Annotated in this window: 23 protein-coding genes; 18 read left to right on the forward strand and 5 right to left on the reverse strand. The window is 68.9% G+C overall.

The window, feature by feature from the left end:
- Positions 1–42 precede the first annotated feature (42 nt).
- Genes OC534_RS18180 through OC534_RS18190 form a run of 3 tightly spaced genes read left to right on the forward strand, consistent with a single transcriptional unit; the run spans position 43 to position 2,309 of the window.
- Complete coding sequence (locus OC534_RS18180) at positions 43–564, forward strand: TonB-dependent receptor (RefSeq protein WP_136006568.1); 522 nt, start codon at positions 43–45, stop codon at positions 562–564.
- 13 nt (positions 565–577) lie between these two features.
- Positions 578–1,174 carry a biliverdin-producing heme oxygenase gene (locus OC534_RS18185; RefSeq protein ID WP_153164526.1) on the forward strand — a complete coding sequence of 199 codons (597 nt, stop codon included), beginning with the start codon at positions 578–580 and terminating at the stop codon, positions 1,172–1,174.
- Position 1,175: 1 nt separating this feature from the next.
- Complete coding sequence (locus OC534_RS18190) at positions 1,176–2,309, forward strand: TonB family protein (RefSeq protein ID WP_246864051.1); 1,134 nt, start codon at positions 1,176–1,178, stop codon at positions 2,307–2,309.
- 45 nt (positions 2,310–2,354) lie between these two features.
- Here the strand turns inward: OC534_RS18190 and OC534_RS18195 are convergent, their stop codons facing one another.
- Positions 2,355–2,669 (reverse strand): hypothetical protein, encoded by a 315-nt coding sequence (locus OC534_RS18195; RefSeq protein WP_153164527.1) that lies wholly within the window; start codon positions 2,667–2,669, stop codon positions 2,355–2,357.
- A gap of 296 nt (positions 2,670–2,965) precedes the next feature.
- Between OC534_RS18195 and OC534_RS18200 the strand changes: the two genes are divergently transcribed.
- From OC534_RS18200 to OC534_RS18260, 13 genes are all read left to right on the forward strand, one after another.
- Positions 2,966–3,502: a GNAT family N-acetyltransferase gene (locus OC534_RS18200; protein WP_136006561.1), complete on the forward strand. Its 537-nt coding sequence runs from the start codon at positions 2,966–2,968 to the stop codon at positions 3,500–3,502.
- Positions 3,499–3,831 carry a non-heme iron oxygenase ferredoxin subunit gene (locus OC534_RS18205; RefSeq protein WP_017357420.1) on the forward strand — a complete coding sequence of 111 codons (333 nt, stop codon included), beginning with the start codon at positions 3,499–3,501 and terminating at the stop codon, positions 3,829–3,831. Before OC534_RS18200 ends, OC534_RS18205 begins: the two co-directional genes overlap by 4 nt.
- 72 nt (positions 3,832–3,903) lie before the next feature.
- The gene (locus tag OC534_RS18210; protein ID WP_262072332.1) at positions 3,904–4,317 is read left to right on the forward strand and encodes a hypothetical protein; all 414 of its coding nucleotides are present in this window, start codon (positions 3,904–3,906) and stop codon (positions 4,315–4,317) included.
- Between the two features lie 158 nt (positions 4,318–4,475).
- Positions 4,476–6,761 (forward strand): TonB-dependent siderophore receptor, encoded by a 2,286-nt coding sequence (locus tag OC534_RS18215; protein WP_262072333.1) that lies wholly within the window; start codon positions 4,476–4,478, stop codon positions 6,759–6,761.
- Positions 6,762–6,810: 49 nt separating this feature from the next.
- Positions 6,811–7,500: a Fe2+-dependent dioxygenase gene (locus OC534_RS18220; protein ID WP_017357313.1), complete on the forward strand. Its 690-nt coding sequence runs from the start codon at positions 6,811–6,813 to the stop codon at positions 7,498–7,500.
- Positions 7,493–8,218 (forward strand): tetratricopeptide repeat protein, encoded by a 726-nt coding sequence (locus OC534_RS18225; RefSeq protein ID WP_136006553.1) that lies wholly within the window; start codon positions 7,493–7,495, stop codon positions 8,216–8,218. The genes OC534_RS18220 and OC534_RS18225 overlap by 8 nt, the downstream gene beginning before the upstream one ends.
- Positions 8,219–8,379: 161 nt before the next feature.
- Positions 8,380–8,811: a hypothetical protein gene (locus OC534_RS18230; RefSeq protein WP_229296455.1), complete on the forward strand. Its 432-nt coding sequence runs from the start codon at positions 8,380–8,382 to the stop codon at positions 8,809–8,811.
- A 143-nt stretch (positions 8,812–8,954) separates the two neighbouring features.
- On the forward strand, positions 8,955–11,381 hold the full coding sequence (locus OC534_RS18235; protein WP_262072334.1) for a TonB-dependent receptor: 2,427 nt from the start codon (positions 8,955–8,957) through the stop codon (positions 11,379–11,381).
- Between the two features lie 143 nt (positions 11,382–11,524).
- Entirely contained in the window at positions 11,525–12,160 is a 636-nt protein-coding gene (locus OC534_RS18240; protein WP_153164531.1) for a PepSY-associated TM helix domain-containing protein, read from the forward strand.
- A 25-nt stretch (positions 12,161–12,185) separates the two neighbouring features.
- The gene (locus OC534_RS18245) at positions 12,186–12,704 is read left to right on the forward strand and encodes a DUF2271 domain-containing protein (RefSeq protein ID WP_017355781.1); all 519 of its coding nucleotides are present in this window, start codon (positions 12,186–12,188) and stop codon (positions 12,702–12,704) included.
- Positions 12,705–12,730: 26 nt separating this feature from the next.
- A complete protein-coding gene (locus OC534_RS18250; protein ID WP_166472691.1) occupies positions 12,731–13,537 on the forward strand; it encodes a DUF4198 domain-containing protein in 807 nt (268 codons plus the stop codon).
- Between the two features lie 39 nt (positions 13,538–13,576).
- Positions 13,577–14,557, forward strand: a complete 981-nt coding sequence (locus OC534_RS18255) for an FAD:protein FMN transferase (RefSeq protein ID WP_262072335.1) — start codon at positions 13,577–13,579, stop codon at positions 14,555–14,557.
- The gene (locus OC534_RS18260) at positions 14,554–16,161 is read left to right on the forward strand and encodes a sulfite reductase subunit alpha (protein ID WP_262072336.1); all 1,608 of its coding nucleotides are present in this window, start codon (positions 14,554–14,556) and stop codon (positions 16,159–16,161) included. The genes OC534_RS18255 and OC534_RS18260 overlap by 4 nt, the downstream gene beginning before the upstream one ends.
- Before the next feature lie 249 nt (positions 16,162–16,410).
- Here the strand turns inward: OC534_RS18260 and OC534_RS18265 are convergent, their stop codons facing one another.
- The 4 genes from OC534_RS18265 to OC534_RS18280 form a co-directional block, all read right to left on the reverse strand.
- Positions 16,411–17,025 carry a HutD family protein gene (locus tag OC534_RS18265; protein WP_136006539.1) on the reverse strand — a complete coding sequence of 205 codons (615 nt, stop codon included), beginning with the start codon at positions 17,023–17,025 and terminating at the stop codon, positions 16,411–16,413.
- A gap of 14 nt (positions 17,026–17,039) precedes the next feature.
- The gene (locus tag OC534_RS18270) at positions 17,040–17,786 is read right to left on the reverse strand and encodes a murein L,D-transpeptidase catalytic domain family protein (RefSeq protein WP_262072337.1); all 747 of its coding nucleotides are present in this window, start codon (positions 17,784–17,786) and stop codon (positions 17,040–17,042) included.
- Positions 17,787–17,815: 29 nt separating this feature from the next.
- Positions 17,816–18,883 carry a L,D-transpeptidase gene (locus OC534_RS18275; protein WP_262072338.1) on the reverse strand — a complete coding sequence of 356 codons (1,068 nt, stop codon included), beginning with the start codon at positions 18,881–18,883 and terminating at the stop codon, positions 17,816–17,818.
- Positions 18,884–19,278: 395 nt separating this feature from the next.
- Positions 19,279–19,569: a helix-hairpin-helix domain-containing protein gene (locus OC534_RS18280; RefSeq protein WP_136006599.1), complete on the reverse strand. Its 291-nt coding sequence runs from the start codon at positions 19,567–19,569 to the stop codon at positions 19,279–19,281.
- A 238-nt stretch (positions 19,570–19,807) separates the two neighbouring features.
- Here OC534_RS18280 and OC534_RS18285 point away from each other — a divergent pair, with 238 nt between their 5' ends.
- Positions 19,808–21,301, forward strand: coding sequence for a M20 family metallopeptidase (locus tag OC534_RS18285; protein WP_262072339.1), 1,494 nt, complete (start codon positions 19,808–19,810; stop codon positions 21,299–21,301).
- A gap of 66 nt (positions 21,302–21,367) precedes the next feature.
- Complete coding sequence (locus OC534_RS18290) at positions 21,368–21,637, forward strand: GlsB/YeaQ/YmgE family stress response membrane protein (RefSeq protein ID WP_136006530.1); 270 nt, start codon at positions 21,368–21,370, stop codon at positions 21,635–21,637.
- Positions 21,638–21,659: the final 22 nt, after the last annotated feature.

Here is a 21,659-nt window from a genome sequence, read left to right on the forward strand (position 1 = left end):
ATCATGCAATAATGCGAACACTTCTCATTTGCATAGATCGCAATGGCGTCCCCGGTCGTCTCCCCCGATGCGCTCGCCTCGCTGTTCCGTGAGCATCACCGCTGGCTGCTGGCGCGGCTGAGCCGCCAGATGCGCTGCCGCTGGGACGCCGACTACACCTACACCAACTTCTGCCACAGCGGCCGCGCGTATCCCACCCGGACCGAGGCGTGCCACGCCGGCGGTGTCAACGACAGCTACGCCAGCAACCACATCCCGCCGCGCGCGGCCGGCGCGCTGACGTTGGGCACCCACCTGTTCGAGCAGCGCCTCACCGCCGGCACGCGGGTCAGCTACACCGGCCACCGGCCGATGCGCGAGGCCGGTGCCAGCCTGATCCCGGTGGTGGACTGGGGCTCGTACGTGCTGGTGGACGTATTCGCCAACTACCGCCTCAACGACCACGTCGCCGTCGACCTCACCGTCGACAACCTCACCGACCGCTACTACATGGACGCCATGACGCTGGGCCTGATGGCCTCGCCGGGGCGCACGGTGCGGTTGGGCTTCACCGTGAACTTCTAAGGAGCGCCCGCCCATGTCCACGACATCCCCTGCTGCCGCCGCCCCGACCCGCAGTCAGCGGCTGAAGGCAGCCACCCACGCCACTCACGACCGGCTCGACCAGCGCATCATGCGCGGCGACCCGTTTGCCTCCATCGACACCTACCGCCGCTTTCTGCGCGTGCAGTACCGCTTCCACCGCGACATCGCCGCGCTGTACGCGGTGCCGGCGCTGCACGCGCTGGTGGAGGATCTGGCCGAACGCCAGCGTCTGCAGGATCTGGCGGCCGATCTGGCCGACCTCGGCGAGCCCGTGCCGGCCGATGACGGCCGCGCACTGCCGGCCGACGTCGATCTGGCCACAGCGCTGGGATGGCTGTACGTCGCCGAGGGCTCCAACCTCGGCGCGGCGATCCTGTTCAAACTGGCCGCACGCATCGGCCTGGATGAGACCCGCGGGGCGCGTCACCTCGCCGGACACCCGGAAGGGCGCGCCCGGCACTGGCGCCAGTTCACCGCGGCGCTGGACGGCGCCGCGCTGGACCCGGCCCAGGAGCAGCGGATGATCGACGGTGCCACCCAGGCATTCGTGCGCGTGCACGGCTATGTCGAACAGGCGTTCGCGGCCTGAGATGGACGCCACCCAGCCCACCCTCGCCGTCCCGGCCGTCCGCCCACGTCACCGCGTGGTGCGTGCCGGTTACCTGCTGCTCGGGCTGCTGATGGTGGGCCTGGGCATCATCGGGGCGCTGCTGCCGGTGATGCCCACGACCATTTTCATGATCCTGGCGGCGGCCTGCTTCGGCAGATCCTCGCCCCGTTTCGAACGCTGGCTGCTGCAGCACCCCCGCTTCGGCCCGCCGCTGGTGCTGTGGCGCGAGCAGGGGGCGATGTCGCGCCGTGCCAAGGCATTCGCCTGCGGTGGCATGGCCGTCGGCTTCGCCGCGTTCTGGATCGTCGCCCATCCCTCGTTCGTGCTGTGGATCGCCGTGGCGATCGGCATGGGCGGCTGCGCGCTGTACCTGCTGTGCCGCCCGGTTCCGCGCGGCACCCCGCCCAGCCGGCTGCTGCAGATTGCCGAACGCCATGCGCATGGCCTGGCGGCCGTACTGACCGTGCTCGCCCACGTCACCGTCTTTGCCCTGCTGCTGTGGACCCGCGTGCCGACCGCGCCGGACCTGCCACCGCCGCCCGCCGAGCGCACCCAGCTGGTGCTGTTGCCGCCCCGTGCGCCGGAAGTGCCACTGGAGGAGATCGTCGCACCGACCCCGAGCACGGCCGCGTCGGTGCAGCAGCAGAAACCCGAGCCGCCGCGCCCGCTGCCGGACACCCCGCCGCGCGCCGCAGCGAACTGGGTGATTCCGCCGCCGACGCCGCCACTGCCCACGGTCGAATCGCCCGCGCCGCGGCAGCAGGACGCGTCGGTGGCCGCGGCACCGCTCACGCCGCCGCTGCCACCCGGCCCCAGTGAAGCCACGCCTGGCCGCGACAGCTGGGAAGGCCGCGTCATGGCGCGGCTGGAGCGCTTCCGCCGCTACCCCAATGCAGCGCGCGCGCGGCGCCAGGAAGGCATCGTGCAGGTCCGCGTGAGCCTGGCCCGCAACGGCACCCTGCTGGCGCTGTCGCTGGAACAGTCGTCCGGCTTCCCGCTGCTCGACCAGGCCGCACTGGAAACCTTCCGCCGCGCCGCGCCCCTGCCGGCCGTGCCCGACGAACGCCCGGCGCCGGTGGAACTGTCGTTCCCGGTGGAGTTTTTCATGCGCTGACAAGCGCGGCGGCCACACTGCAGCCGCGGGAACGGCTGCGGCGTTTCATTGCTTGCCTTCGAAGCGTTTGCGCTTGCGACTACGATTGCGACTGCGGTTACGCCTACGGCGCTCTATCTTTGGACTGCGCCGGGATGCCAGAAGAGAAATGATGCACAGCGCGACACCCACCACAGTCCATTGCATGCCGATGATCAGATGCGCGCGGGGCTCTCCAAAATAGATCACCAGTGCATAATCAATTCCGCATTTCGCGCGACATGGGATCGGCCCTTGAGCCAAGCCATGCATTACCGCGCCGCCATACGCGATAATGATCAAACCAATTGACAACCCAAATCCGCGCGCCCAGGCGCTCATCCCCGACCTCTCCACCGCTTTGTTTGGCCCCCCCTCAGGCCCAAGAGCCCCCGTATTTCCCGGCTTGATCGAGCGCAGGAAGCTCTCCAGCCAGCGCGTCCCCGCCCCCATCTCGCCCCCTCTGCGCATCATTGCACGTCAGTGACGTTTCCCGGCCACTGCAGGCGCACATTCAATCAACCTTGATCTATTCATCGAGCAGCCACGTTCCGTTGCATTTGGCATCGTTGCATGGACGAATCCCCAAACAGGGCGGGAGCGTTTCCAGCCCGCCCCGGCCCGCCTAGAATGTGCCCATGACCACCCTCACCTTCCGTGCGGCCACGCTGGCCGACATCCCCGCCCTTGTTGCCCTTGTCACCGCTGCCTACCGGGGTGATGCCAGCCGGGCCGGCTGGACCACCGAGGCGGACATGCTCGATGGCGCCCGCATCGACCCGCAGGGTCTGCAGGCCGATATCGAACGTCCGCGCAGCACCATCCTGCTGGCCGAACGCGAGGGCCGTCTGCTGGCCTGCGCGCATGTGGCCGACGACCAGGGCAAGGGCTACTTCGGCATGTTCGCGGTCGAGCCGACCCTGCAGGGCGGCGGCGTGGGCAAGCAGGTGATGGACGCCGCCGAAGCCCATGCGGCTGCGGCGTGGCAGCTGGAGGTGATGCAGATGACGGTGATCGACATCCGCGACGAGCTGATCGCCTTCTATGAGCGCCGCGGCTACCGCCGCACCGGGATCAAGAAGCCGTTCCCCTACGGTGACGAGCGCTTCGGCATCCCCAAGCGCGATGACCTGCAGTTCGAGATCCTTGAAAAGCCGCTGGTGGCCCAGGCATGAGCGACACCTGGACCTTCGTCTGCGCCAGCGCCGAGCTGCTTCCCGGTGAGATGAAGAGCACCTTCGACGAGGTGACCGGCACGCCGATCGTGGTGTTCAACCTGGACGGCGAGCTGTATGCGCTGGAAGACCAGTGCACGCATGACGAGTTCGAGCTGTCCTCGGGCACCTTCGACACCGCCGAGGGCAGCATCGAGTGCGTACTGCACGGCGCGCGCTTCGACATCCGCGACGGCCGCGCCCTGTGTGCGCCGGCCTACTCGCCGGTGTCCCGGTTCCCGGTGAAGCGCGAGCACGACGCCGTCTGGACCCGCGACGACCGCGACTGACCGGTTTCGACGCCTGAATGGCGGGTCTTTGATAACGCGAATTGTTGCTATTAACATAGGCATTGCGGCGCTTTGGCCGCTCCTGCCTGGTCCTTCGTGCTTCGTCGCCGCCGCCGCTTCGGTATCGCCGCCCTGTGGGCCACGCTCTGCGTGGTGCTGCTGGGCCTGGCGTGGCCGGGCGACAGTGGCCGACCGGGTGCACCGGGCCGCCCCGCGGCTGCCGTCGAGGCGGCCGGCCACAGCACCCTCGACCTCGTCTCGCACGCCCCGTCGGCGCCTGCTCCGGTTCCCGAGGGGGTGCACGCGGCCCGGCTGGGCAGCGAGACCGGCGGCGACGCCGACTCGGACAGCACTGCCATCCGTCGCGCCAGCCACCGGACCCCGTGGATCGCCCGGGTGCCACTGTGGCGCGCCGACGCGCTGCGCTGGCAGCGGCTGGAACCCGCGCTGCGGCTCAATCCCGGCCACGCCCCTCCCTACGCCTGATCCCGGCGTCAACGCTCTGCGTTGATGCCCTGCACGCCTGCGCGCCGCGGCGTCGTGGGCCATGCCTGCCCGCTCCTGTCCGCTGTCTTCCCGCCCCACACCCACCGGCCGCGACGCTCCGCCTGTTCCGGCCCCTGTCCGCATCCCCAGGAAATCCCATGACCGTCCGCCCCACTCCGCTGTCGTCCGCCCTGCTGCTGGCCATCGCCGCCCCCGCCCTGGCCCACGCCGAGACCGACGCGGGCGCCGATCCGCAGCGCGCCACCGAGCTGGATGGCGTCGATGTGCACGGGGAGCGCGTGCGCCCGCAGTCGTCCAAATTCACCGCGCCGCTGCTGGACACCCCCAAATCGGTCAGCGTGATTTCCCAGCAGGTGATCGAGCAGACCGCCGCCACCACCCTGCTCGATGCGCTGCGCACGGTCCCCGGCATCACTTTCGGCGCCGGTGAAGGCGGCAACCCGACCGGCGACCGTCCCTTCATCCGTGGCTTCGACTCGGCGTCGGACATCTACGTGGACGGCCTGCGCGATGCCGGCAGCCAGACCCGCGAAGTGTTCGCGATCGAGCAGATCGACGTGGTCAAGGGCCCGAGCTCGGCCTACTCCGGCCGCGGCTCGGCTGGCGGCACCATCAGCCTGGTCAGCAAGACCCCAAAGCTGGACAACTTTGTGCAGGGCTCGCTGGCCGCCGGCACCGACAGCTACCGCCGCGGCACGCTGGATGCCAACCAGGTGATCGGTGACGGCATCGCCGCGCGCGTGAACATCATGAGCCACGATGCCGATGTGGCCGGCCGCGACGCGGTCAACAGCAGCCGCTGGGGCATCGCGCCGTCGCTGGCGTTCGGCCTGAACGGCCCGACCCAGGCGGTGATCAGCCATTACCACATGGAAACCGACGACCTGCCCGACGCCGGCGGCTTCCCGTACAACAACCCGTTCACCAGTGGCCCCAACCTGCCGCTGAACGGCGACGGCAGCCCGATCGTGACCAACCGCGATGCGTTCTACGGCCTGGTGGACCGCGATTTCCAGAAGACCAAGGCAGACATCACCACGCTGAACCTGTCGCACGACCTCGGCGGCATCGTCCTGCGCAACATCACCCGCTACGGCGACACCCGCAACGACTACCTGTGGACCCAGCCGGACGACAGCAAGGGCAACCCGAACCTGTTCGGTACGATCTGGCGCCGCACCAACTCGCGCGCCACGCAGACCGACAGCTTCGTCAACCAGACCAGCGTCACCGGCGAGTTGGAGACCGGCCCGCTGCGCCACAGCTTCACGGCCGGCGTGGAATACAGCGATGAGAAGACCGTACGCGGCAACTACGTGATCGGCGACGTGGTGCGCCCGAACGGCCAGACCACCGGCGGCACCAACAACCCGGTCACCGGCAACCAGAGCTGCCCGACCACCGGCGCGGCCACCGGCTACAACTGCACCGACCTGACCAACCCGAACCCGAACGACCCGTGGTCGGCGACCCACACCGTTACCCGCAGCAACCCGCTCAACGATGCGCGCCAGACCACCCGCACCACGTCGGCCTATGTGTTCGACACCATCAGCTTCAGCGAACAGTGGATGTTGAACCTGGGCGCGCGCTTCGACGACTACAGCACCCATCTGTTCAGCCCGACCGCGGCGGCCAACGCGCAGCACCTGCGCAACGACACCTCGTTCTGGAATGGCCAGGCCGGGCTGGTCTACAAGCCGGTCGCCAACGGCAGCATCTACCTGTCGTGGGGCACCTCGTCCACGCCGGTGGGCGTGGATGCCGGCGACGGCGCCGACGGCATCACCGCGACCATCAAGGACCTCGAACCGCAGCGCAGCCGCAACATCGAGCTGGGCACCAAGTGGGACCTGTTCGATGCCCGCCTGTCGCTGACCGGTGCGATCTTCGAGACCGAGATGACCAACGCCCGCGTGCTCAGCGACGCGGGCACCACCCAGAACGCGGGCCGCAAGAAGGTCAAGGGCGCCGAGATCGGCTTCAGCGGCACCATCGTGGAGGGCTGGCAGGTGTTCGGTGGCTACACCTACCTGGATGCGGTGGTCGAGGACAACGGCTTCCTGCTGGTCAATGGCGTGTACGTGCCTTCGCCGTACAACGGCAACCAGTTCCCCAACACCGCCAGGCACAGCGCCAGCCTGTGGACCACCTGGGCCCCGTCGTTCGTGCCCGGTCTGAGCCTGGGCGCCGGCGCCAACTACGTGGACAAGGTGTACGGCAACGTCAACAACACCAAGTGGGTGCCGTCGTACACCCGCTGGGACGCGATGGTGGGCTACCAGTTCAACCCGCGCTACAGCCTGCAGTTGAACGTGCAGAACCTGACCAACAAAACCTACTTCACCAAGGCGTACGCTTCGCACTTCGCCGCCATCGCGCCGGGCCGTTCGGCAACGCTGGCGTTCAACTTCACGTTCTAAGCCACACGCCACCTCCCGCGCGCCTGCGCGGGAGGTGTTGGAGCCGACCATGCTGCTGCACATTCCCGACGTTCTCACCGCCGAGCAGGTCAGCCTGGCCCGCCGGCAACTGGCCACCGCCGGATGGACCGACGGGCGCCTGACGGCGGGCTATCAGTCCGCGCAGGCCAAGCACAACCTGCAGCTGCCCGAGTCCGACCCGGCCGCCCGCGCGATCGGCTCGATCATCCTTGACGCGCTCGGCCGCAACAGCACCTTCTTCTCCGCGGCCCTGCCGCGCCGCATCTTCCCGCCGCTGTTCAACTGCTACCAGCCGGGGCAGACGTTCGGGTTCCATGTGGACAACGCCGTGCGCTACGACTACAGCGCCGCCGGCCAGCCGCAGCCGGTGCGCACCGACCTGTCGGCCACCCTGTTCCTGAGCGATCCGGACGAGTACGAGGGGGGCGAACTGGTCATCGAAGACACCTACGGCAACCAGCGGGTCAAGCTGCCGGCCGGCCACATGGTGCTCTACCCCGGCACCAGCCTGCACCAGGTCACCCCGGTCACCGCCGGCGCGCGGCTGGCGTCCTTCTTCTGGATCCAGAGCATGCTGCGCGACGACGGCCAGCGCCGCCTGATGTGGGATCTGGACGTGTCCATCCGACGCCTCACCCACGATCACCCCGAACACCCCGCGCTGGTCAATCTCACCGGCGTGTATCACAACCTGCTGCGGCAGTGGGCCGATGTCTGAGCCGACCACCGGGGCATTGGATGCCGACGCGCTGGTCGCGCTGATGCAGCGCGATCCTGCGGCGGCGCTGGCCGCGCTGGAAGCCACCGCCCAACGGGGCGACGCGCAGGCGCAGTTCCTGCTCGGGCAGGCGCGCATGGAAGGCCGCGGCGTGGCCCAGGATGCCGCCGCCGCCATGCTCTGGTTCGAGCGCGCCGCCAACGGCGGCCTGGCCATCGCCGCCAACATGCTGGGGCGCTGCCATGAGCTCGGCACCGGCACCCCGGTCAACCTGGAACTGGCCGTGGTCTGGTACCGCCGCGCCGCCGAGGCGGGGCTGGACTGGGGCCTGTACAACCTGGCCAACCTGGTGGGCACCGGGCGCGGCACCGCACGCGACGAGCGCGCCGCGTACGCGCTGTACCTGCGGGCAGCCCAGCGCGGCCATGCCAAATCGATGAACCTGGTGGGCCGCTGCCTGGAAGACGGCATCGGCGTGGCGGCCGACCCGGCCGCCGCGCCGGCCTGGTACCGACGCTCGGCCGAGGCCGGCGACTTCCGCGGCCAGGCCAGCCATGCCTCGCTGCTGCTCGCGGCCGGCCAGGTGGACGCCGCAGTGAGCTGGCTGCAGCGCGCGCTCGCCACCGGCAGCCCGTCGTTCCAGGCGCATATCCGCCCGCTGCTGGCCGCCTCCCCGCATGCGCAGGTCCGCGCGCTGCTGGACGACGGCAGCGCCTGACTACAGTCGCAAATCATTCGCATTTGCGCCGGATAACCAATCTCACCTACAATCCCGCCGCCCCACGCCCCACCCTGCGCCGCTGGCCATCCGCCTGCGCCGCCGCCGGCGCGTGGCTGTCGGGCCGTAGTGCCTCATCCAACGCCGTCCAGGGAATCGTCTTGCGCCATCCGCACCGCCACCGCAGCTTCGCTCCCGCCATGCGCGGGCAGCGTCCGGCGTTGGCGACGGTGCTGGCCTGGCTGGCCCTGCTGTCGATGCTGCTGGCCATCCTGCCGATGCTCGGGCACGCCGTGCCCGGCAGTGCGCAGCTGGTGCAGGCGCCGATGGACGAACGCCTGCCCGGCGGCGGCGAATCCGCCCCGCAGGAAGAGGCCCCGGCCAAGCCGCGCCGGCTCGCCAGCGCGCGCGCCGCCGCAGCACCGCCCCTGGTTCCGTCCGCCACTGCGGCCGACGGACTGGACGCCCTGATGGCCACACTGGTGGCCGCGCCACCGCAGGTGGCCCCCTCGATCGATTCGGCACCGGCCACGCCGCTGCCTGCTGCCCCCGGCCTGCGCGTCCAGCGCGGCCAGGCGCCCCCGCAGGGCTGATCCCGGTCACGGCCGACGCCACCGCGTCGCGCTGCCGGTACCACCGCTGCCTGCCCGCCTTGCGGGCGCTTCCCTGATCCCCTGCAGGTGCCGAGGCCTATAGCCCGGGCCCGCGCATCCGTCTTTCTTTCGAGGTATTGCTCATGGCCCTGCGCCAGCGTCGCCGCACGTCCCTGTCCCGCCACACCCTGTCCATCGCCCTGCTCAGCGCGCTGTCGGCGCCGGCCTTCGCCACCGGCAGCGGTGCCCCGCAGACCCTGGACAAGGTGGTGGTCACCGCCTCGGGCTTCGAACAGAAGATCACCGATGCGCCGGCCAGCATCAGCGTGGTCAGCCGCGAAGAACTCAGCAAGCGCCCGTACACCAGCCTGGTGGACGCGCTGCGCGACGTCGAAGGCATCGACGTGGGCATGGAAACCACCGACAAGAACGGCCGCGCCACCATTTCCATGCGGGGCATGCCGTCCGAATACACCCTGGTGCTGATCGACGGCCGTCGCCAGAGCAATGTCGGCCAGCTGTACCCGAACAACTTCGGCGGCGGCCAGTTCGCCTACCTGCCGCCGCTGGATGCCATCGAGCGCATCGAAGTGGTGCGCGGCCCGATGTCCACCCTGTACGGCTCGGACGCGATGGGCGGGGTGATCAACATCATCACCCGCCGCAACCAGGACACCTGGCACGGCTCGGTCACCCAGGGCTTCACCGTGCAGCAGGACGACCAGTTCGGCGATGCGCGCACCACCGACGTGTACCTGAGCGGCCCGCTGGTCAAGGACCGCATCGGCCTGTCGGTGCGCGGCAGCTACTACGATGCCAAGGCCTCCAACCCGGAATGGGATGACCTGCCGCTGCCCGATGGCACGCTGTGGGCGCGCAGCATCGGCTTCGGCGGCGGCGGCAAGGCCGTGGCCAACACCAACTGGAACACCGGCCTGCGCCTGAGCTTCACCGTCAACGACGATCACGACCTGTGGCTGGACTACGACGTCTCGCGGCAGAAGTACGACAACAGCCAGGGCCAGACCGGCACACTGGACAGCCTGGCCAGCCTGTGGCGCGTCGGCAATGCCACCCTTCCCAACCCGAACGGCACCGGCACCACCACCCGCCGCGTGGGGCAGCCGCGCGTGGGCTACACCGCCTACCAGCGCTATGAGCGCGATCAGGTGGCCCTGACCCACCAGGGCCGGTACGACTTCGGCACCTGGCAGACCACGCTGACCCACACCACCAGCAACAACCTGGGCCGCTCGCTGCCGCTGACCCTGGACGAGCGCGCCGACCTGCAGACTCTGTGGAACGACGTGTGCCGCCGCACCGGCGCGGCCAACAACTGCGCCGCCGGCCGCGGCAACGCACTGACCGCCCTGAACCCGGCCGAGCTGGCGCGGCTGCAGGCCTTCCTGCCGCGTCCGCTGCGCACGATGGAACTGGACGGCATCGTGCTCGACACGATGCTGGACATGACCTTCGGCGCGCACAAGCTGACCGTGGGCGGCCAGTACACCGACACCGACATGACCGACGGCGTGTTCGGCATGGACGGCAACGGCTACCAGGACAACGTGAAGCAGAAGCACCGCATGTCGTCGGTGTTCGCCGAGGACAACTGGTCGCTGACCGATACGCTGACCGCCACCATCGGCCTGCGCTACGACCACCACAACATCTTCGGCAGCCACCTCAGCCCGCGCGGCTACCTGGTGTGGAACGCCAGCGATGCCTGGACCGTCAAGGGTGGCGTGAGCACCGGCTACAAGACCCCGCGCCCGGACCAGCTGTTCCCCGGCGTCACCGGTTTCGGTGGCCAGGGCGTGCTGCCGCTGGTGGGTTCGCCCGATCTCAAGCCGGAAACCAGCACCAACTATGAGCTGGCCGCCTACTACGAGGGCGCCGACTGGGGCTTCAACGTCACCGGCTTCTTCAACCAGTTCGACGACAAGATCGCCAGCGGCGGCACGTTCCCGAACTGCGAGGTCGCCCCGGCTGGCGGCGGCTACTGCGTGGACGTGGGCCCGGGCTGGGCCGAACTGGGCTACAGCACGTTCACCCAGAGCGTGAACGTGGACAAGGCCGAAACCAAGGGCGTGGAAGCGGCTGCCTACGTGGACCTGCTGGACAACCTGCAGCTGCGCGGCAACTACACCTACACCCGTTCCGAGCAGACCAGCGGCGTGGACAAGGGCAAGCCGGTGGGCGGCACCACGACCCCGGCGCGCCACATGGCCAACGCCAGCCTGAACTGGCAGCTCAACGATGCGGTCAGCCTGTCGCTGATCGGCGAAGGCCGCTACGACCGCTACCGCGACACGCTGGTGACCAGCGTCGGCGGCGTGAGCACCTCGCAGGTGCGCTACTACGAGGACTACACCGTCTTCCATCTCGGTGGCAGCTGGACCATCACCCCGTGGCTGACCCTCAACGCACGCGTCAACAACCTGTTCGACAAGGACTTCGTGTCCCAGTCGTGCGTGCTGATCAGCGACAGCGAGTACAACTGCGTGGATGACTACGCCACCAAGGACCAGCGTCGCAGCTACTGGATGTCGCTGAACGCAAGGTTCTGAGGCGCCGCCCGACCCGCGGTCGGGCGCCACCTTGCCGGGTGTTGTGGTGGGGGCCGACCGCGGGTCGGCCCCCCTTCCTGCCCAAAATTGCGAACCATTCTCATCAATGGTGTAATTCGCCATTGAGCTCCTGATCCCTGCCTGTGACCACTCCTTCCTCCAGCGTGCAGCAACAACAAAGCCGCGGCTTCTGGCTGCGCACGCTGCACCAGTGGCACTGGATCAGCTCGGCCGTCTGCCTGATCGGCATGCTGCTGTTTGCCGCCACCGGCATCACCCTCAACCATGCGGCGAAGATCGAAGCCAAACCGGTGGTGGTCAGCCAGCAGTTGACGCTGCCGGCCGACCTGCTGGGCACGCTCGGCGACCGCGCCGACGGCACTGCCCCGCTGCCGCGCAAGGCCAGCCGCTGGCTCGATGCCCAGCTCGGCATCGCCATCGGCCGCCGCCCGGCCGAGTGGTCCGATGGCGAAGTCTATCTCTCCATGCCCAGCCCCGGCGCCGACGCCTGGCTGAGCATCGACCGCGACTCCGGCGCCGTGGAATACGAATCCACCGCGCGCGGCTGGGTCTCCTATTTCAACGACCTCCACAAGGGCCGCAACGCCGGCCCGGCGTGGGGCTGGTTCCTGGACATCTTCGCCGTTGCCTGCCTGGTCTTCTGCATCACCGGCCTGTTCCTGCTGCACCTGCACGCCCGCCAACGCCGCATGACCTGGCCACTGGTCGGGCTGGGTCTGCTGGTGCCGCTGCTGATCGCCCTGATCCTCATCCATTGACCGTTTTCCTTTCCGGAGCCGCACCATGCGCGTCACCCTGACCATTGCCCTGAGCGGCCTGCTGGCCACCTCGCCGGCCTATGCCACCACGCTGGACATCAACGTCGAGGTGCCCAAGCTCAACGTCGCCGAGTACCACCGGCCCTACGTCGCGGTGTGGCTGGAAGGCGCCGACCAGAAGGTCGCCGCCAACCTGTCGGTCTGGTACCAGCAGACCAGCAACAGCGAAGGCCACGGCACCAAGTGGCTGCCCGACCTGCGCCAGTGGTGGCGCAAGAGCGGCCGCACGCTGGACGTGCCGGTGGACGGTGTCACCGGCCCGACCCGCCCGGTCGGCAAGCACGCACTGTCGTTCTCCGACAAGCAGCCGGCACTGAAGGCCCTGGCGCCGGGCAACTACACGCTGGTGGTGGAAGCGGTGCGCGAAGTCGGCGGCCGTGAACTGCTCAAGATCCCGTTCACCTGGCCTGCCACGTCCGCACAGACCGGCAAGGCCCAGGGCAGCACCGAGCTCGGCCTGGTCACGCTGTCGGCCAAGCCCTGATTCTTTCCCTTTCCCTGGAGTTGTTGATGAAGCGCACGCTCGTCCTAGCCGCCGCCCTGGCCGCCGCCCTTCCGTTCTCCGCCCTGGCCCACAAGGCCTGGCTGCAGCCCTCGCAGACCGTCATCGCCGGCAACAACCCGTGGATCACCGTCGACGCGGCCGTGTCCAACGACCTGTTCTACTTCAACCACGTGCCGCTGCGCCTGGACAACCTGGTGATCACCGCACCGGACGGCACCACCGTGCAGCCGCAGAACGCCTCCACCGGCAAGTTCCGCAGCGTGTTCGACGTTGAGCTGACCCAGCAGGGCACCTACCGCCTGGCCACCATCAACAACGGCCTGTCGGCCACCTGGGACGAAGATGGCAAGCCCAAGCGCTGGCGCGGTACCGCCGCCACCTTCGCCAGCGAAGTGCCGAAGAAGGCCAAGAACCTGAAGGTGTCGCAGTCGGTCGGCCGCGTGGAAACCTTCGTCACCAACGGCACCCCGAACGACACCGCACTCAAGCCCACCAGGCAGGGCATCGAGATGGTGGCGCTGGCCCATCCCAACGACCTGGTCGCCGGCGAGCCCGCGTCCTTCCGCGTGCTGGTCGATGGCAAGCCGCGCGCCGGTCTGGCGTTCGAGATCACCCGCGGCGGCACGCGCTATCGCAACGCCCAGGAAGAGATCAAGGTCACCACCGACAAGAAGGGCGAGTTCACCGTCACCTGGCCCGAGGCCGGCATGTACTGGCTGGAAACCGGCACCGAAGACAAGAAGGTGTCCGTCAAGCAGGCCAAGACCCGTCGCCTGAGCTACGTCGCCACCCTGGAAGTGCTGCCGCAGTAACCGTACGCCGGGCCCTGCCCGGCGTCCCTGCCCTCGCCCATGAACGACACGCTCCTCGACATCGCCAGCCTCGGTGGCCACAGCATGGGCACCACCTGGCAGGTAAAGCTGGCGGTGGCGCGTACGCGCGACCTGCACCCGCTGCATGCCGGCATCCAGGCCCAGCTCGACGCCGTCGTGGCGCAGATGAGCACCTGGGAGTCCGGCAGCGACATCGCGCGGTTCAACCGCGCCGATGCCGGCCACTGGCAGGCCCTGCCGCCGCTGTTCGACACGGTCGTGCAGTGCGCGCTGGACATCGCCCGGCGCAGCGGCGGCGCCTTCGATCCCACCGTCGGTCCGCTGGTGGCGGTGTGGGGGTTCGGTGCACAGGCGCAGGCCCGGCGCGTGCCCGACGCGCAGACCCTGGCCGCCACCCGTGCACGCTGTGGCTGGCAGCGCCTGCGGCATGAACCCGGCCGGCTGTACCAACCCGGTGGACTGGAGCTGGATCTCTCGGCCATCGCCAAGGGCTTCGGTGTCGACCAGATCGTCCATTGGCTGCGCCAGCAGGACGTGCACGCCGCGCTGGTGGAAGTGGGGGGCGAACTGCATGGCTATGGGCGCAAGCCCGACGGCCAGCCGTGGCGCGTCCTGGTTGAATCCGCGCCGGAGGACGATGCGCGGGCAACCCACCCGCCCCGCGTGCTGACGCTCGACGATCGCGCCGTCGCCACCTCCGGCGACCGCTGGCATCACTTTGAACAGGACGGCGCGCAGTTCAGCCACACCCTGGACCCGCGCAGCGGTGCGCCCGTTGCACGCGCGGCCGCCGCCGTCACCGTGGTGGCCCTCGATGCGATGCACGCCGATGCGTGGGCAACCGCCCTGACGGTGATGGGCGTGGAAACGGGCCTCGCCTTCGCGCGTGCCCACGGCCTGGCGGCCCGCTTCGTCACCCGTGGCGCGCAGGGCATCGACGAACACCTGAGCCCGGCCTTCGCGCAGCTGCTTGGCGATGATGCGGCGGGCGCGGCATGAGATTCCCCTCGCGCGCCACCCTCGGCAACACCGCCGTGATCGCGCTGCTGTTGCTGATCGCAGTGTGGCTGCTGGGCCTGCACCAGCAGGACGCGTGGTGGCAGAGTGCACCGCTGCCCGCGCGCTGGAGCTGGGCCGCCGGCAGCGTGGTGGCGTATGCAGTGTTCTGCGCGGTGGTGTGGTGGCGGGGCCGTCCGCGCGACGACACCGCCAGCGACAGTGGCCCACCGCCGACCATGCTGGTCTGGTCCAGCCAGACCGGGTTTGCCCAGCAGCTGTGCGAACGCAGCGCCGACGCCCTGCGTGCAGCCGGCGTGGCGGTACGCGTCCGCGGCCTGCACCAGATTGATGCGGCGACCCTGCAGCAGGCCACGCAGGCCCTGTTCGTTGTCAGCACCACCGGCGAAGGCGATGCGCCCGATCACGCACTGCCGTTCCTGCGCAACGTCATGCCACAAGCGCTGGCCCTGCCCGGGCTGCACTACGGCGTACTGGCGCTGGGCGACCGCAGCTACGGCCATTTCTGCGCGTTCGGGCACCAGCTCGATGCGTGGCTGCGCCAGCACGGCGCGCACCCGTTGTTCGATACCGTGGAGGTGGACAACGCCGATCCCGCCGCGCTGCGCCACTGGCAGCAGCTGCTCGGCCAGCTCGGCGGCGCCGCCACCGACCTGCCGGACTGGACCCCGGCCGAGTACCGGCCGTGGCACCTGCAGGCGCGCACGCTGGAGAACCCCGGCAGCCCTGGCACCGGTACCTGGCGGATCGCGCTGGTGCCGGCTGACGGCGCGCTGCCGGCCTGGCAGGCCGGTGACGTAGTGGAAATCGGGCCGCGGCACGCACCGGCCGACGTGGCGGCGTGGCTGGCCACCCACGCACGCGACGGCGCGAGCATGGTGGGCGGCGAGCCGCTGTCGGCCCATCTGGCGCGCGCGCACCTGCCGGCCTTGCCCGATGCGGTGCCCGCCGAGGACGCGGCCCTGGTCGCCTCGCTCACGCCGCTGCCGCACCGCGAGTACTCCATCGCCAGCATGCCCGTCGAAGGCCAGGTGATGCTGTTGCTGCGCCGCCAGCTGCGCCCGGACGGCACGCCCGGGCTGGGCAGCGGCTGGTTGTGCGACCACGCCGACCTGGGCGGCCGCATCGACCTGCGCTTCCGCAGCAACCCGAATTTCCATGCCCCGGCGCACGACGCACCGTTGATCCTGATCGGCAACGGCACCGGCATCGCCGGGTTGCGCGCGCATCTGCGCGCCCGCATCGATGCCGGCGCGCGGCGCAACTGGCTGCTCTTCGGCGAGCGTACCCAGGCCCACGATTTCTTCTTTGGCGATGAACTCATCGCCTGGCATCAGGCCGGGGGCATCCAGCGCCTGGATACGGTGTTCAGTCGCGACGGCGGTGAACATCGCTACGTGCAGGACCGGCTGCAGGCGCGCCTGGACGAGCTGCGCCAGTGGGTGCGCGACGGTGCCACGATCCTGGTCTGCGGCAGCCTGCAGGGCATGGCCCCGGCGGTGGATGCAGTGATCGAACAGGCGCTGGGACGCGAAGGCAAAGAAGCCCTGATCGTCGCCGGACGGTATCGGCGCGACGTGTACTGAGCAACGGCCATCGCGCATCGCCGGCAACGACTGCCGGTAGCAGTGACCTGCGCGGCGAACGCATCACCGGTGCCGGAGCCGCCTTCGATCGACGGTCACGCCCTTGCCGGACGTTGCGCAGCGTAGGCGGTTGATCGACGGCCAGTTACCCGCAAGGTGTGCGCCGGTTCGGCGGGAGAGCAGCGCCAATGCAGCAACGCATGCCGTGCTTCCCGGATCCGGGTCAGCAGCCGTTGATTGCCGGTGTCGTCATGCAAGTGGAGGTTTTCCGGGTGAAACCCGGATCGCCAACAACTCCCCACCGCCGCGCAGCGCGAAACGCCGGCGTTCACCGGCGGCCAGCCACGCGGTATCGCCGGCTTCCAACGGCGGCAGGTTGGTGTCGCCGTCGAACTGCGCCTGTCCGGACAACAGGTGGATCGCCCAGGCGGTGTCCGCTTCGGTGAAGAAGAACATGCTGCCCACCAGCGGGCGATGCAGCAGTTCGGCGTTCACCGCATCACGGCGCCACATCAGGTTGAAGTCGTGGGTGACGCCGTCCACCAGCTCGCCACGCACCTGCGCTTCGCCGGCAAAGCGCAGGCGGTCATGCGGCGGCATCAGCGTGTGCAGCGTGCCATCGGCAAAGCGCAGGCGCAGGCCTTCGCCACGCAGCAGTACCAGCTCGCGCTCGATCCCGGGAAACGCGGAGAAGGCGGCATCCTGCTCGATCTCGGCGATCGACAGGCGCACCTGCCAGTCGTCGGTGTCGGGCACGCGCACAATCTCGCGGGTCCAGCCCAGGCCATTGCGCCAGCGCTCGCGGCGGTACTCGACACTGGGAATCACGCGCGTGGCCGCGCTCAGGAAGGTATCGGTCGACATGCCGGCATTGTGCCTCAGCCGGCGCTGCCGCCGCAGTCCGGTTCCAGCAGCCGCGAACGCGCCAGCCAGTCCTTGTCCGGGAAGTAGGCGAACACCATCGCACCACCGCGCAGGCTGTCGATCAGCGGCTTGGCCACCGTCAACCGCACGGCCGGGCAACCGAGACTGCGGCCGAGCCGGCCCTGCATGCGGGCGAAGGTAGGGTTCACGTACGGCGCGCCGTGGATGACGATGGCCCGATCGCGCGCGTTGTCATTGAAGCCCGGCTCCAGGCCTTCCAGGCGCAGCGAGTAACCGTTGCCGCCCATGTAGGTTTCCTTCGCGGTGAACGCGCCCAGGCTGGACATGAAGCTGCCGTCGCGGTTGGAGAAATGCTCGGTACGATTGCCGCCGCTGTTGCGGCCATGCGCCACCCATTCCTCGAACAGCAGCGTCTGTCGGCGCAGGTCGAACACCCACATGCGCGGTTCGGTGGAGGGGCGCGAATAGTCGATCACGCTCAACCGCGCCGGGTCGACGCCAAGATCGGGCCGACGCAGCGCGCACGACATCGCCTTGGCCGCCAGCTGCAGCACGTTGCGGTCGGCCGACGGTGCCGCCTGCGCCAGCATCTCGGCCAACCGGGCCGGGTCCTGCGCCGCCGGGCGCGCGGCGCTCGAGGCGGATGGCGCAGCCGCCGCCACGGGGATCCCGGCTGCGCCCGCCGAGGCGGACGCAATCAGGCCGAGCGCAGCGGCCAACAGGGCTTTCACAGCAGACATGGGCAACCACCCGCCAACGGGAGCAATCCCTACAAGGTGGACCCCGGGGCGTCGGATTCCAAGACCGGCTGCAGGTTCTGTTCATCGGCCACCGGGCGTACCGCCGGCAGACTGGTCACCAGCAGCGTGGTGCCCGGCACCAGCGCCTTGTACAACTGCTCGGCAAACGCCGGCGGCAGCGCCATCGGCAGGCTCGGCGTGGCCAGCAGGTCCGGGCTGGCGTTGCCCTCGCTCTGGCCCAGCAACGGGTACGCCGTCCACGTGTGCAGGCGCTGGTGCGCGTCCAGGGGGCTGGGAACATCCGCGTACCCCTGCTGCATCACGAACAGCGTAGTGCCCTCGAAGGCCGGCAGCGCCTTGGCTTCCAGCCGCGATTCACCGATCAGCACGCCATCGCGCAGCACGTACAGGCGCTGGTCGTGCAGGCTGACCAGGATACCGACCTGTCCGGAGGGCGCGGCGGCGTCGTTCCAGTAGTGGTCCGGTGCATCGGTGGTTTCGACCAGCGGTTTGCCGGTGCTGTTGACCGGTGCCAATACCGCCGGATAGGCCAGCGTCATCGGCGCGCTCTTGGCATCGGCCACCACCACGGTGTCGCCGCGCCGGGTCTCGCCAAACAGCTTCTGCGCGAACGCCTGCGGCAGGCGCACGCAACCGTGGGATGCCGGATGCCCGGGCAGGCTGCCGCCGTGCAGCGCGATGCCATCCCAGGTCAGGCGCTGCATGTACGGCATCGGCGCGCTGTTGTAGAGATTGGACCGGTGGTCCTTGTCCTTCTGCAGGATGGTGAACACGCCGGTCGGGGTTTCGTGCCCGGCCTTGCCCGAGCTGATGGTGCTCAGCCCGATGGCGATGCCGTTGCGATACACATAGGCGCGCTGCTCATCCAGGCTGACCACCAGCACGATCGGACCGGCCGGCGAAATCTCCGGATGCCAGAGGAACTCGCCGGGCTTGAGGTCGGTGGGGCCGCGTACGACCTCGGTGGTGGCCGCCGTCGCCGTCGCCGTGGACGGGGGCGTGGCGGCGTGGGCCAGGGACAGTGCAGCGACAAGCGCGGTTGCCACCCCGCTCAACAGACAACGACGTACGCGCATTGCTTCATTCCTGTGCAGTGACGCGCCGAGGCTACACGATGCGCCGCACGGCAGTGGTGATTCGCGGCGCGGCAGTGCGCCACGCGCGCAGAAAAGAAATTGCCCGGCCATACGTCCTGTACGGTACCGGGCAATCTTCACGTCCTTGTCGGCATCCCGCCTTCCCCCTTTCGCATCCTGCCAAATGGGTCCCGACCATGCTCCCTGCACTGGGCCGTTGTTCTATCCGCCATCGCATTCCCTTCCCGGGTCTGGATGCCACCGTCCTGGTGGTGTCCTGCCTTCCGTTGGCGCCGCGTCCGTGCGGCATGGGCGTCCCTGCTGCGTCCGGTGCCATCGGGCGTCCTGCCCGCGTGGCCGACCAGCGTCCTGCCCGTCTCCGGCAATCCTGTCCGTCAGCGCCTGGGTACGGAGCGCGGCGCCTCCTTCCTGGGAGGCTCCTCGACGGGCATCGTCCTGATGCCTGCCGTCATCCGCTGTCGATTCCGTTCGACGGTTGCTGTCCCTATCCCCTTGACCCGAGCCAGCTCCTCGACTCGAAGAAAAGGGCCGTGTTGTCGCCGGTATGCAACGATCGCCTCAGCCCGTCTGGGCCCTACGTTCGCCAGTCCCTGCTCCAGCATCGACGCATCGGCGGTATTGATGTCGATCCGGTCCGCCGCATGGGCAGGCCACATCAACAGCATTCCCAGCACCAGCGCCTTCCACGAAACCCAAGGCCCCACCGTGAAACTCCTTGTGACTTGGAAACAGTGCCTGCCGACATTCCCTTCGGCCAAAACAGTGTCCCGCGCCACATACACACAGCCTATCGTCCACTGCACCTTCACGCAGCCGGCCAAATACCCGACGTGATGTAGGGAAATCCCTACCCCGACGGGAGGCGTAGAATGTGAGGACTAGCCAATGCACTCGGAGTTTCAGATGGACAGCGCCAAACTCGGCCAATTCCTCAGTGACAAGTGGGACAACGACATCGTCCCGCAACTGGTCGATTACATCCGTATCCCCAACAAATCGCCGATGTTCGACGCTGATTGGGTCGCGAACGGCTACATGGAGCAGGCGGTCACGCTGATGGAGAACTGGGCCAAGGCCCAGAAGCTGCCCGGCCTGAACGTGGAAGTGGTGCGCCTGGAAGGCCGCACGCCGCTGATCCTGCTGGAGATTCCCGCCACCGGCGCCGAGACCGGCGACGACACCGTGCTGCTGTACGGGCACCTGGACAAGCAGCCGGAAATGACCGGCTGGGACGACGACCTCGGCCCGTGGGTGCCGGTGCTGCGCGGCGACAAGCTGTACGGCCGCGGTGGCGCCGACGACGGCTATGCGATCTTCGGCTCGCTGGCCGCGGTGCTGGCGCTGCAGGAACAGGGCCTGCCGCACGCACGCTGTGTGGTGCTGATCGAAGCCTGCGAGGAATCGGGCAGCTACGACCTGCCCGCCTACGTGGATCACCTGGCCGACCGCATCGGCAAGCCGTCGCTGGTGGTGTGCCTGGATTCGGGCTGCGCCAACTACGACCAGCTGTGGTGCACCACCTCGCTGCGCGGTCTGACCGGCGGCAATTTCTCGGTCAAGGTGCTCAATGAAGGCGTGCATTCCGGCGATGCCTCCGGCGTGGTGCCGTCCAGCTTCCGCCTGCTGCGCCAGCTGCTCTCGCGCATCGAGGACGAGAACACCGGCCGCATCCTGATCGATGGCATGAATGTGGACATTCCGGCCGAGCGCCTGGAACAGGCCAAGCGCGCCGCCGACGTGGTGGACACCGCGATCTTCGAGAAATTCCCGCTGGTCGACGGCCTCACGCCGATGAATGACGACCTTACCGAACTGGTGCTCAACCGCACCTGGCGCCCGGCGCTGTCGGTGACCGGTGTGGACGGCATGCCGCCGCTGGCCTCGGCCGGCAACGTGCTGCGCCCGCATACCGCTGTGAAGCTGTCGCTGCGCCTGCCGCCGACCGCCGACGGCAAGACCTGCGGCGAGCTGCTCAAGGACGCCCTGCTGCGCGATCCGCCGAACGGTGCCGAAGTGACGCTGGACCTGGAGAAGGCCTCCACCGGCTGGAACGCGCCGGCGATGGCGCCGTGGCTGACCAAGGCAATCGACGATGCCAGCCAGACCTTCTTCGGCAAGCCGGCGATGTACATGGGCGAAGGCGGCTCGATTCCGTTCATGGGCATGCTCGGCGAGAAGTTCCCCGGCGCGCAGTTCATGATCACCGGCGTGCTCGGCCCGCACTCCAACGCACACGGCCCGAACGAGTTCCTGCACATCCCGATGGGCAAGCGCGTGACCGCCTGCGTGTCCAAGGTGATCAGCGAGCACTACGCGGCCAGCCTGCGCGGTGAGACCAGCGGCTCGCCGGTGGCGGCCGACAGCGGCACCCGCCACGGCGGCCACGGCTGCTGCTGACCGTCCCGGTGACGGACGCAGCCTGCACTTGGTAGGCTGCGTCCATCTCCTGCGGGAATCGGCGTCATGAACAGTCTGTTCGGCAGCACCAGCTGGCTCTACATCATCCTGGTCGGCTTCATCGTCGGCCTGCTCGGGCGTTTCTTCATGCCCGGCAACAACCGCATGGGCTGTCTGCTGACCATCGTGCTGGGCATCGGCGGTGCGCTGTTTGCCGGCTGGTTCGGCCAGTACATGGGCTGGTATGCACGCGGCGAACCGGCCGGCTTCATCGGCGCGGTGATCGGCGCGGTCGCCATCCTGGCCGTGCTGCGACTGGTCAGCGGCAAACGCTGACCTTGCCCCACTCCTTTCCTTC

This window comes from Stenotrophomonas sp. Marseille-Q5258, from assembly GCF_946900935.1.
GTDB lineage: Bacteria > Pseudomonadota > Gammaproteobacteria > Xanthomonadales > Xanthomonadaceae > Stenotrophomonas > Stenotrophomonas nematodicola.